At 76.1% G+C, this 11,271-nt stretch carries 10 protein-coding genes; 6 read left to right on the top strand and 4 right to left on the bottom strand.

Features of this window, described 5'->3' with window-relative positions; translation table 11 throughout:
• From G6556_RS12930 to G6556_RS12915, 4 genes are all read left to right on the top strand, one after another.
• Positions 1-959, top strand: a 959-nt coding sequence (locus G6556_RS12930) for a MoxR family ATPase (RefSeq protein WP_166941972.1), incomplete at its 5' end; no start/stop codon positions are given.
• Positions 960-969: 10 nt separating this feature from the next.
• Positions 970-2,262 (top strand): DUF58 domain-containing protein, encoded by a 1,293-nt coding sequence (locus G6556_RS12925; RefSeq protein ID WP_166941970.1) that lies wholly within the window; start codon positions 970-972, stop codon positions 2,260-2,262.
• Positions 2,263-2,365: 103 nt separating this feature from the next.
• Entirely contained in the window at positions 2,366-3,601 is a 1,236-nt protein-coding gene (locus G6556_RS12920) for a winged helix DNA-binding domain-containing protein (RefSeq protein WP_346774880.1), read from the top strand.
• A gap of 112 nt (positions 3,602-3,713) precedes the next feature.
• Positions 3,714-4,700 (top strand): malate dehydrogenase, encoded by a 987-nt coding sequence (locus G6556_RS12915; RefSeq protein ID WP_166941966.1) that lies wholly within the window; start codon positions 3,714-3,716, stop codon positions 4,698-4,700.
• A 34-nt stretch (positions 4,701-4,734) separates the two neighbouring features.
• Here G6556_RS12915 and G6556_RS12910 read toward each other — a convergent pair whose 3' ends face one another.
• Positions 4,735-6,618: an ABC transporter ATP-binding protein gene (locus G6556_RS12910; RefSeq protein ID WP_166941964.1), complete on the bottom strand. Its 1,884-nt coding sequence runs from the start codon at positions 6,616-6,618 to the stop codon at positions 4,735-4,737.
• 71 nt (positions 6,619-6,689) lie between these two features.
• Between G6556_RS12910 and G6556_RS12905 the strand changes: the two genes are divergently transcribed.
• On the top strand, positions 6,690-7,172 hold the full coding sequence (locus tag G6556_RS12905) for a MarR family transcriptional regulator (RefSeq protein WP_166941962.1): 483 nt from the start codon (positions 6,690-6,692) through the stop codon (positions 7,170-7,172).
• Between the two features lie 18 nt (positions 7,173-7,190).
• Here G6556_RS12905 and gdhA read toward each other — a convergent pair whose 3' ends face one another.
• Together gdhA and G6556_RS12895 are read right to left on the bottom strand one after the other, a co-directional pair.
• Positions 7,191-8,531, bottom strand: coding sequence for an NADP-specific glutamate dehydrogenase (gene gdhA / locus G6556_RS12900; RefSeq protein ID WP_166941960.1), 1,341 nt, complete (start codon positions 8,529-8,531; stop codon positions 7,191-7,193).
• Between the two features lie 93 nt (positions 8,532-8,624).
• The gene (locus G6556_RS12895) at positions 8,625-9,449 is read right to left on the bottom strand and encodes an RDD family protein (protein WP_166941958.1); all 825 of its coding nucleotides are present in this window, start codon (positions 9,447-9,449) and stop codon (positions 8,625-8,627) included.
• 72 nt (positions 9,450-9,521) lie between these two features.
• Between G6556_RS12895 and G6556_RS12890 the strand changes: the two genes are divergently transcribed.
• Positions 9,522-10,511 (top strand): stage II sporulation protein M, encoded by a 990-nt coding sequence (locus G6556_RS12890; protein ID WP_166941956.1) that lies wholly within the window; start codon positions 9,522-9,524, stop codon positions 10,509-10,511.
• Here G6556_RS12890 and G6556_RS12885 read toward each other — a convergent pair.
• Positions 10,487-11,271, bottom strand: a 785-nt coding sequence (locus G6556_RS12885) for a hypothetical protein (protein ID WP_205693430.1), incomplete at its 5' end; no start/stop codon positions are given. The two genes, G6556_RS12890 and G6556_RS12885, sit on opposite strands and share 25 nt — an antisense overlap.

Genomic DNA, 11,271 nt, shown 5'->3' with positions numbered 1-11,271 from the left:
CCGAGCCGTCCCCCGAGCTCCGGGAGGCGCTCGGCGCGGTCCGGGCCGAGGTCGGGCGTGCCGTCGTCGGCCAGGACGCCGCGGTCACCGGCCTGGTGATCGCGCTGCTGTGCCGCGGCCACGTGCTGCTGGAGGGCGTGCCGGGCGTCGCCAAGACGCTGCTCGTGCGCACGCTGTCGACCGCCCTGGACCTGGACACCAAGCGCGTGCAGTTCACGCCGGACCTCATGCCCGGCGACGTCACCGGCTCGCTGGTGTACGACGCCCGGACCGCCGAGTTCTCGTTCCGCGAGGGCCCGGTGTTCACCAACCTCATGCTCGCCGACGAGATCAACCGCACGCCGCCGAAGACCCAGGCGTCGCTGCTGGAGGCCATGGAGGAGCGCCAGGTGTCCGTCGACGGCACCCCGCGCCCGCTGCCGTCGCCGTTCGTCGTCATCGCGACCCAGAACCCCGTCGAGTACGAGGGCACGTACCCGCTGCCCGAGGCCCAGCTCGACCGGTTCCTGCTCAAGCTCACGCTCCCGCTGCCCGAGCGGCACGAGGAGATCGAGGTGCTGGCCCGGCACGCGGCCGGGTTCGACCCGCGCGACCTGGTCAAGGCAGGCGTGCGGCCGGTCGCGGGCAAGGACGTGCTGGAGCGCGCCCGCGAGGAGGTCGCCCGGGTGCAGGTCGCGCCCGAGGTGCTCGGCTACGTCGTCGACGTCGTGCGCGGCACCCGGCAGTCGCCGTCGCTGTCCCTCGGCGTCTCCCCCCGTGGCGCCACCGCGCTGCTGGCGACGGCGCGGGCCTGGGCCTGGCTGCAGGGCCGGTCGTACGTGACCCCGGACGACGTGAAGGCGCTCGCGCACCCGACGCTGCGGCACCGGGTGCAGCTGCGCGCCGAGGCGGAGCTCGAGGGCGTGACGGCGGAGTCGGTGCTCGACACCGTGCTCGCGTCCGTCCCGGTCCCCCGCTGAGGCGCCCGGCGTGGCGATCACCTGGCGCGCGGTCGCGCTGACCGCGGTCGGCGCGCTGCCGGTGCTGCTCTGGCCCGTGCCCGGCACGGTGCTGGCCTGGGCGGTGCTGGTCGTGCTGCTGTGCGCGGTCGACGTCGCCCTGGCCGCGTCCCCGCGCGCCGTGGCGATCCGCCGCGAGGTCACCGGCGCGGTCCGGCTGCACGAGCCCGCCCGGTCCCGGCTGACCCTCACGCACACCGGTGCCCGCCGGCTGCGCGCGCTGGTCCGGGACGCCTGGCAGCCGTCGGCCGGGGCCGAGCAGAACCGGCACCGGGTCGACCTGCCGCCCGGCGAGTCCCGTCGCGTCGACACCGCGCTGCGTCCCAGTCGGCGCGGCGACCTGCGCGCCGACCGGGTCACGATCCGGTGCGCGGGGCCGCTCGGGCTCGCGGCCCGGCAGGCGTCGATCGACGTCCCGGGGACCCAGCGCGTGCTCCCGGAGTTCGCGTCCCGCCGGCACCTGCCCAGCCGGCTCGCGCGGCTGCGCGAGATGGACGGCCGCGCCGCGGTGCAGGTCCGCGGGCAGGGCACCGAGTTCGACTCGCTGCGGGAGTACGTGATCGGCGACGACGTGCGCTCGATCGACTGGCGGGCGAGCGCCCGGCGCAACGACGTCGTGGTCCGCACCTGGCGCCCCGAGCGGGACCGCCGGGTGCTGATCGTGCTCGACACCTCGCGCACCAGCGCCGCGCGCACCGGCGAGGAGCCGCGGCTGGAGCCGTCCGTCGAGGCCGCGCTGCTGCTCGCCGCGCTCGCCTCCCGGGCCGGCGACCGGGTCGAGCTGCTCGCCTACGACCGCACCGTGCGGGCCCGGGTGGCCGGTGCCTCCGGGCCGCGGCTGATGCCGGCGATCGCCGACGCGCTCGCCGACGTCGAGCCGTCGCTGGTCGAGGCGGACTGGCCGGGGGTCGTCGCGCAGGTGCAGGAGCGGCTGTCCCAGCGGGCGCTGGTCGTGCTGCTGTCCGCGCTGGAGCCGGCGGCCGTCGAGAACGGGCTGCTCCGCGTCGTCGGCCAGCTGGCGTCCCGGCACCAGGTGGTGCTCGCGTCGGTGCGGGACCCCGAGGTGGAGCGGCTGCGGACCGGGCGCCAGGACGTCGCCGCGCTGTTCGACGCCGCGGCGGCGGAGCGGACCGAGCTCGAGCGCCTGGCGGTCGCGCAGCGGCTGCGCAGCCACGGGGTCGAGGTCGTCGACGCGCTCCCGGACGACCTGGCCCCGCGCCTGGCGGACGCCTACCTGGCGCTCAAGGCCGCAGGCCGCCTCTAGGACCCCTGAGTGGAGCGTCCTGCCCGACACGCACCGGCGTGTCGGGCCAAACGCTCCACCGATGTCCACCGACGTGTCGGACGCCGCGCGTAGCGTCGGGACCGTGACGGACGACCTCGCGGGCGGCGGCAGCATCACCACGCGCGGGCTGGGGCGCGCCCTGCTCGCCCGGCAGCACCTGCTCGACCGGACGGACGCGCCGGCGGTCGACGTCGTGCGGCACCTGGTCGCGCTGCAGTCGCAGAACCCGTCGTCGGCCTACCTGGCGCTGCACGCGCGCGTGGCGGGCCTCGCGCACGCCGACCTCGCCGACGCCATGACGGACCGCCGCGTCGGGCGGCTCGCGCTGCTCCGGGATACGGTGCACCTGGTCACCGCCGAGGACGCGCTCGCGCTCTGGCCGCTGCTGGCGCCGATGCTGCGCCGCCGCCTGCTCGGCAACGTGACCGCGGCGCCCACGCTGCGGCAGGTCGACCTGGACGACCTGCGGTCCGCCGCGCTCGACGCCCTGGCCGACGGGCCGCTGACCGCCCGCGACCTCGGCGCGCGGCTGGCCGCGACCTGGCCGGACCTCGACCCCGCCGCGCTCGCGATGGGTGCGCGCGGGACGCTGCCGCTCGTGCAGGTCACGCCGCGCGGGGTGTGGGGCCGGAGCATGGCGACCACCTGGACGACGGCGTGGGCCTGGTTCGGCGCCGACGCGCCGGCGCTGCGCCGGTCCGACGACGCGGCGGCCGACCCGGTCGCGGACCCGGCCGACGACGAGCGCGACGCCGCCCTCGCCGACCTGGTCCGCCGGTACCTCGCCGCGTACGGCCCGGCGACCGTCGCCGACGTGCAGCAGTGGTCCGGTCTGACCCGGCTCGCCCCGGTGGTCGACCGGCTGCGGCCCGGGCTGGTCGAGGTCCTGCACGTCGACCCGCCGTCGGGCCGGCCGCGGGTGCTGCTCGACCTGCCGGACGCCCCGCGGCCGCCCGAGGACGCGCCGGCGCCCGCCCGGGTCCTGCCCGACTTCGAGAACCTGCTGCTCGGGCACGACGACCGCAGCCGGGTGATCCCGCCGGAGATCCGCCCGGCGCTCGCCAGCCGCAACGGGATGCCGCCGGGGACGGTGCTGCTCGACGGGTCCGTCGCCGGGTCCTGGGTGGTCCGGCGCGAGCGCCTCCCCCGGCCGGCCGGTGCGCCGCGGACCCGGCGCGAGCGCGCGACGCTCACCGTCACCCCGCTGCGCCGCTGGACCCGGGCGGACCGGCGCGCGGTGCTGCCCGAGGCGGAGCGGCTGGTGCGGTTCGTCGCCGACGACGCCGCCGAGCACGCCGTGGTGGTGGCCGAGCCCTGACGCCCGGTCTTGTCCCGCGCCGGCACGCCGCCTACGGTCGAAGGCCGGACCGTCGCCGCAGACGCTCCTGACGCCGACGCCCGACCCGACGCCGACCCCCCAGGAGTGCTCCGTGCCCCGTCCCGCCGTCACGCTCACGCTGTCCGGTGCCGCCGGCCAGATCGGCTACTCGCTGCTGTTCCGCGTCGCGAGCGGGGAGCTGCTCGGCCCGGACACGCCGGTGCGGGTGCGGATGCTGGAGCGCCCCGAGGCGCTGCACGCCGCGCACGGCGTGGCGCTGGAGCTGCAGGACGTGGCGTCCCCGCTGCTGGCGGACGTGGACGTCACGGCCGACCCGCGCGTCGCGTTCGACGGGGCCGACCTCGCGATCCTGGTCGGCGCGCAGCCCCGGACCGCCGGCATGGAGCGCGCCGACCTGCTGGAGGCCAACGCCGGCATCTTCCGGGCCCAGGGCGCCGCGATCAACGACGGGGCCGCGGACGACGTGCGGGTGCTGGTCATCGGCAACCCGGCGAACACCAACACGATGATCGCCGCCGCCCACGCGCCCGACGTGCCGGCCGACCGGTTCACCGCCCTGACCCGCCTGGACCACAACCGGGCGCTGGCCCAGCTGGCGCTGCGCGCCCGGGTGAACCCGCGGGACATCACCCGGGTGACCGTGTGGGGCAACCACTCGCGGACCCAGTACCCCGACCTGCGGCACGCGCTGGTCGCGGGGCGCCCGGCGCTCGACGTCGTCGGGCGGGAGTGGGCCGAGGGCGAGTTCGTCGACACGGTCGCGCAGCGCGGGTCCGCGATCATCGCCGCCCGGGGCGGGTCGTCGGTGGCCTCGACCGTCAGCGCGATCGTCGACCACGTCCGCCTGCGCCGCGACGGCACCCCGGCCGGCGACTGGTCGTCCGCCGGGCGGATCTCCGACGGGTCGTACGGCGTGCCGGAGGGGCTGGTCTGCTCGTTCCCCGTGACCGCCGTCGACGGCCGGTGGCAGGTCGTGCCGGGCCTCGAGGTCGACGCGTTCTCCCGGGCCCGGATCGACGCGTCGGTCGCGGAGCTCGCCGAGGAGCGGGACGCGGTGCGGCACCTCGGGCTCATCTGAGCGCCGCGGGCGCCGCCCGGCCCCCGTCCCGGCGTCAGCGCGCCGTGGCGTACTGCGTCTCGTACAGCTCCGCGTACAGCCCGCCCGCGGCGAGCAGCTCGGCGTGCGTGCCCTGCTCGGCCACCCGGCCGCCGTCGAGCACCACGATCGAGTCGGCCTCGCGGATCGTCGACAGCCGGTGCGCGATCACGATCGCGGTCCGGCCGACCAGCGCCTCGGCGAGCGCCCGCTGCACCGCGGCCTCCGACTCGGAGTCCAGGTGCGCGGTCGCCTCGTCCAGCACCACGATCGGCGGGGCCTTGAGCAGCAGCCGGGCGATCGCCAGGCGCTGCCGCTCGCCGCCGCTGAGCCGGTAGCCCCGGTCCCCTACGACGGTGTCGACGCCGTCCGGCAGCCGGTGCACCAGGTCCCAGATCTGCGCGCGGCGCAGCGCCTGCTCCAGCTCCGCGTCGGTCGCGCCGGGCCGGGCGTACAGCAGGTTGGCGCGGATGGTGTCGTGGAACAGGTGCGCGTCCTGGGACACGATGCCGATGGCGTCCCGCAGGCTCTCCTGGGTGACCTCCCGGACGTCCTGCCCCGCGACCCGCACGGTCCCGTCGGTGACGTCGTAGAGCCGGGCGACCAGCGCGGAGACCGTCGTCTTGCCCGCGCCGGACGGCCCGACCAGGGCGACCAGGTGCCCGTGCGGCACCGTGAACGACACGTGCTCCAGCGTCGTGCCGGGCACCTCGGTCTGCAGCCGGGCGACCGACTCCAGGGACGCGAGGGAGACCTCGGACGCGGCCGGGTACCGGAACGACACGTCGTCCAGCTCCACGCTCGCGGAGCCCGCCACGTCGGCGGGCAGCGGCCGGGCGTCCGGGGCGTCGGCGACGGTGGGCTTCAGGTCGAGCACCTCGATGACCCGCTCGAACGACACCAGCGTGGTCATGACGTCGACCTGCACGTTGGACAGCGCCGTGATCGGCCCGTACAGCCGGGTCAGGTACGACGTCAGCGCGACGACCACGCCGACCGTCAGCGAGCCCTGGATCGCGAGCACGCCACCCAGCCCGTAGACGATCGCGACCGCGACCGCGGCGATCAGCGTCAGACCGATCCGGAACACCGCGGCGTACATGGCGGACGTGATGCCGATGTCCCGCACCCGCGAGGCGCGCGCGGCGAACTCCGCGGTCTCGTCCTCGGGGCGGCCGTACAGCTTGACCAGCTGCGCGCCGGCGACGTTGAACCGCTCGGTCATCGTCTGGCCCATCGCGGCGTTCAGCGTGTACGACTCCTGCGTCACGCCGGCCAGCCGGCGGCCCATCGCGCGCACCGGCAGCACGAACGCGGGCAGCAGCACCAGGGACAGCAGCGTGATCTGCCAGGACAGGGACAGCATCGCGGCGATGACCAGCACCACCGTCAGCACGTTGGACACGACGTTGGACAGCGTGGACGTGAACGCCTGCTGCGCGCCGAGCACGTCGCCGTTCAGCCGCTGCACCAGCGCGCCGGTCTGGGTGCGGGAGAAGAACGCCAGCGGCATCCGCTGGACGTGGTCGAACACCTGCGTGCGCAGGTCGAGGATCAGCCCTTCGCCGATCCGCGCGGAGAACCAGCGGGACGCGAGGGTCAGCCCGGCCGAGGCGATCGCGAGCAGCGCGACCACGCCGGCGAGACCGAGCACCAGCCCGGTGCGGCCCTGCGCGATGCCGTGGTCGATGATCTGCCGGAAGATCAGCGGGGTGACCGCGCCGATCGCGGCGTCGAGCGCGACGACGACCAGGAAGACGGTGAGCAGCCCGCGGTAGGGGCGGGCGAAGGACAGGATGCGCCGCAGCACGTCGCGGGTGATGCGACGCCGGGCGACGGACGGGTCGTGACGGAACGACCGGTACATGGCCGGTCCGCCGCCTCCTCCGTGCATGGACATGGGGCCTCCAGGGGGACGATTCCGATAGAGAGGTTACCTCTCTATGTGCGGAACTCGCTATCGTGAGGGCCATGACGCCCGTCACCCCGGCCTCCGCGCAGCACCACCCGGCCCCCGGCAACCCTGGCGACGAGCTGTTCTGGCTGCTCCGCCGCGCGCTGCACACCATGCGCCGCGACGTGCGGGAGCGGGTCGACCTCACCCCGTCGCGGCACCGGCTGCTGCGGGTCGTGGCGCGCGAGGAGCCGCAGCGGCAGACCGCGCTCGCCGCGGCGCTCGACGTGGTGCCGCGGTCGATCACGTCGCTGGTGGACGACCTGGAGCGGGCCGGGCTGGTCGAGCGGCGCCCCGACCCGACCGACCGGCGCGCCACCCTCGTCGCGGCGACGGACGAGGGCCGCGCGGTGCTCGCCGAGGCGGACCGGGAGCGGCGCCGGCACGCCGAGGAGCTGCTGGCACGGATGGCGCCCGCGGAGCAGGACGAGCTGCTGCGCCTCCTGCACCGCCTGGTCGACGACCCGGACGGCGCGCCCGCGGAGTGCGCGCGGGACTGAGCCCGCGCGCACGTCGGGTCAGACGACGCCGAGGGCCAGCATCGCGTCGGCGACCTTGAGGAAGCCCGCCACGTTCGCGCCCAGGACGTAGTCCCCGGGAGCGCCGTACTCGTCCGCCGTGGTGGCGCACCGGTCGTGGATGTCGCGCATGATCGCCGCGAGCCGCTGCTCGGTGTACTCGAACGACCAGGAGTCCCGGCTCGCGTTCTGCTGCATCTCCAGGGCGGAGGTCGCGACGCCGCCGGCGTTCGCCGCCTTGCCGGGGCCGAACAGCACGCCGGCCTCGCGCAGCACGGCGACCGCCTCGGGCGTCGTCGGCATGTTCGCGCCCTCGGCCACGGCCACCAGGCCGGAGTCGACCAGCGCGCGGGCGTCGGCCGCGTCGAGCTCGTTCTGCGTCGCGCACGGCAGCGCCACCGTCGCCCCGACCTCCCAGACGCGCCGGCCGGGCACGTACCGGGCCGAGCCGCCGCGGCGCTCCGCGTAGTCGCCGAGGGACCCGCGCTCGACCGTCTTCACCTGCTGCAGCAGCGGCAGGTCGAGGCCCTGGTCGTCGACGACGTAGCCGCGCGAGTCCGAGCACGCGACGACGTGCGCGCCGAGCTGCTGGGCCTTCTCGACCGCGTACAGCGCGACGTTGCCCGAGCCGGACACCACGACGCGCTGGCCGTCGAGCGACCGGTTGGCCGTGCGGAGCATCTCCTGGACGAACAGCACGGCGCCGTACCCGGTGGCCTCGGTCCGGACCAGGGAGCCGCCCCAGGTCACGCCCTTGCCGGTCAGCACGCCCGACTCGTACCGGCCGGTCATCCGCTTGTACTGGCCGAACAGGTAGCCGATCTCCCGGCCGCCGACGCCGATGTCCCCGGCCGGCACGTCGACGTACTCGCCGATGTGCCGGGCCAGCTCCGTCATGAACGACTGGCAGAACCGCATGACCTCGCCGTCCGAGCGGCCGCGCGGGTCGAAGTCCGAGCCGCCCTTGCCACCGCCGATCGGCATGCCGGTGAGCGAGTTCTTGAAGACCTGCTCGAAGCCGAGGAACTTCACGATGCCGAGGTTCACCGACGGGTGGAACCGCAGGCCGCCCTTCGACGGACCGAGCGTGGTGCTGAACTGCACGCGGAAGCCGCGGTTGATCCGCACCCGGCCCGCGTCGTCCACCCACGGCACCCGGAACACGATCTGCCGCTCCGGCTCGCACAGCCGTTCCAGCACGGCCGCGTCGACGTACCGGGGGTGCCGCTCCAGCACGGGCCCCAGGCTGCCGAACACCTCCCGCACCGCCTGGTGGAACTCGGGCTCCCCCGGGTTCCGCGCCAGCACCTGGTCGAGCACCGCTCCGAGCTGGTCCTGCACTACCTCACCCCGTCGTGTCCGCGCCGGCTGCTCCCGGCAGCCGACACCGTACGAGGGGCGCCGACGCGGTCGCCAGGGCGTCCACGACGTGGTTCAGCGGGCCGGGTCGGGCACCCCGTGCGGCAGCCGGTGCAGCGTGACGGCCTCCGCGGCGGACCGCTGCGCCGCGCGCGTGGACGCCACGTACTCGCGGTCCCGGCGGGTGGCCAGCACCGCCGCCAGGAACGCCTCCGGGTGGGTGCCGGCGGGCGGGCCCGGCGAGACGTACCGGGCGACCTCGGCCGCCAGCTGCTGCCCGAGCGCGTACCGGGAGCCGGGGTGCAGCCGGGGCGCGCGGCCCAGGAACTGCCGCACGGACAGCGCGAGGCCGTCCGGCAGCCGCGCCACGTCGGCCTGCTGCGCCCACGGCGCGAGGAACGGCGGCATGACCACGACGGCGCGGGTCTCCGTGCGGCCGCGCACCCGGACGGCGTAGGTCCCCGCCAGGACGTCGCCGAGCCGCTTGCCCTGCGGGTTCACCAGCGACGTGATGAGGGCGACCGACCCGAGCGTCAGCCACAGCTCCAGGATGCCGACCAGCGCCCGGACGAACGCCTGCCGGAACCGGATCGGGCCGCCGTCGTCGCGCACCACCCGGATGCCGACGGCGAGCTTGCCGAGCGACCGGCCCCGGGTCAGCGTGTCGACCGTCGTCGGGATCACGACCAGCACGGTCACCATCACCACGACGAACGTGATCTGCAGGACGTCCTGGCTCGGCGAGACGACCACGAACCGGGTCAGCAGCCAGGCCACGGCGATCGCCACCAGCCCGAGCGCGATCAGGTCGATCACCGCGCCCGCCACCCGGCTCGCGAACGACGTCGGGCGCGCGTCCAGCAGGACGCCCTCGCCGATGACGATGCCCTCGTCCTGCACGCCCCACCTCCGCCGACGTCCCGTCCCAGGTCACCCGGTCGGGACCGGGCCTCGTGTGGCAGGGTATCGGGCGTGGACCTGGACGCCTTCTCCGCCGTGCGCGAGCCCGCCTGGGCGCGCCTGGACGAGCTGTCCCGGCGGCGGGGCCTGGACGGCGCCGAGGCCGACGAGCTGGTCCGGCTCTACCAGGCCGCCGCGACCGACCTGTCGACGATCCGGTCCTCGGCCCCCGACCCGGACGCGGTCGCGCGGCTGTCGCAGCTGCTCGCCCGCGCGCGGTCCCGGATCGCCGGCGCGCACGAGCCCGCCTGGCGGGACGTCCGCCGGTTCCTCGTGCTGTCGCTGCCCGCCGCGCTGTACCGGCTCCGCTGGTGGACCGTCGGCGTGATGGTCGCGTGCCTCGCGGTCGCGACCGTCGCCGGCTGGTGGGTCGCGACGAACCCCGACGCGCTCGCCGCGATGGGCACGCCGAGCGAGCGCCAGCAGTACGTCGACGAGGCGTTCGCCTCCTACTACGACCCGGGCGCCGGCTTCGCGGCCGTGGTGTGGACGAACAACGCCTGGGTCGCCGCGCTGAGCGTCGCGCTCGGCATCTCCGGGATCGGCACCCTCTACGTGCTCGCCAACAACGCGGTGAACGTCGGCGCGACCGGCGGGATGATGGCCGCGCACGACAGCCTGGGCATCTTCTTCCAGCTCATCACGCCGCACGGCCTGCTGGAGCTGACCTCGATCTTCGTCGCCGGCGCCGCGGGCCTCCGGCTGTTCTGGGCCTGGATCGACCCCCAGGGCCGGCCGCGGTCGCGCGCGCTGGCCGAGGAGGGCCGCGCGCTCATCACCGTCGTGATCGGGCTCGCCGGTGCGCTGCTGCTGTCCGGCGTCATCGAGGGCTTCGTCACCGGGTCGACGCTGCCGTGGTGGCTGAAGATCGTCATCGGGGCGATCGCGCTGGCCGCGTTCTGGACGTACACGATCGTGCTCGGCCGCCGCGCGGTGGCCGAGGGCGAGACCGGCGACCTCGAGGAGGACGCCGCGGGCTACGCGGTCGCGATCGCGGCCTGAGCCCGGGCGGCTCCGCCCGCGGTCGCGCCCGGTGCGGCGGCGCCGGCGCGCAGCGCGCCGAGCCACAGCGACGCGGCGCCCAGCGGGGTGGTCGCCACCTCCGCGAACCCGAGCGCCCGCAGGTCTGCGACCTGCGCGGGGTCGACGGTCACCGCCAGGACGTCCCGGCCCGCGGCGCCCTGCTCCGCGGCGACCGGCGCGAGGAGGTCGGCGAGCAGCGCCGCCCGCGGGCCCGCGGCCGCGCGGCCGTCGTCGGCGAGGAGCACCAGCACCCGCTCCGCGCCGGACTCCCGCACGAGCGCGAGCGTGCGCGCCGTGGCCTCCGCGATCGCGCGCAGCGGCGCGCGGGCCGGCTCGGGGTGCGGGTCGAGCCGGACCCCCAGCTCCCGGGTCACGACACGCTGGAGGTCCGTGCCGAGGCGGTCGGCGTCGGGCGGGAGCCACACCGCGACGGCGGCCAGGTCGGCGGGACGGTCGGGGTCCGCGACGCCCGCGGCGTCGGCGAGCCACACCTCGCCGTGCTCCATCGCCCCGAGGCTCAGCATCAGCCGGGTCGCCGGTCCCGCCTGCTCCGGGTCCGGCCCGGGGTCGGGCTCGCCGTCGCCGTCCAGGTCGACGAACGGCCGGTGCGCGGCGATCATCCGGGCCAGCGGGTTCACGTCGAGCAGCCCGGCGCGGCGGACGCGCCACGGCCGGCGACCGCCGCCGTCCTCGACCGGGGTGGGCAGGGCGGTGATCCGGCGTCGGGTCGGCTCGTGCA

Origin of the sequence: Cellulomonas sp. IC4_254 (genome assembly GCF_011603975.1) — a bacterium.
In the GTDB taxonomy this organism is placed as follows: Bacteria; Actinomycetota; Actinomycetes; order Actinomycetales; family Cellulomonadaceae; genus Cellulomonas.
Note: the sequence above shows the minus strand (reverse complement) of the source record. Positions and strands in the feature narration are given on the sequence as shown.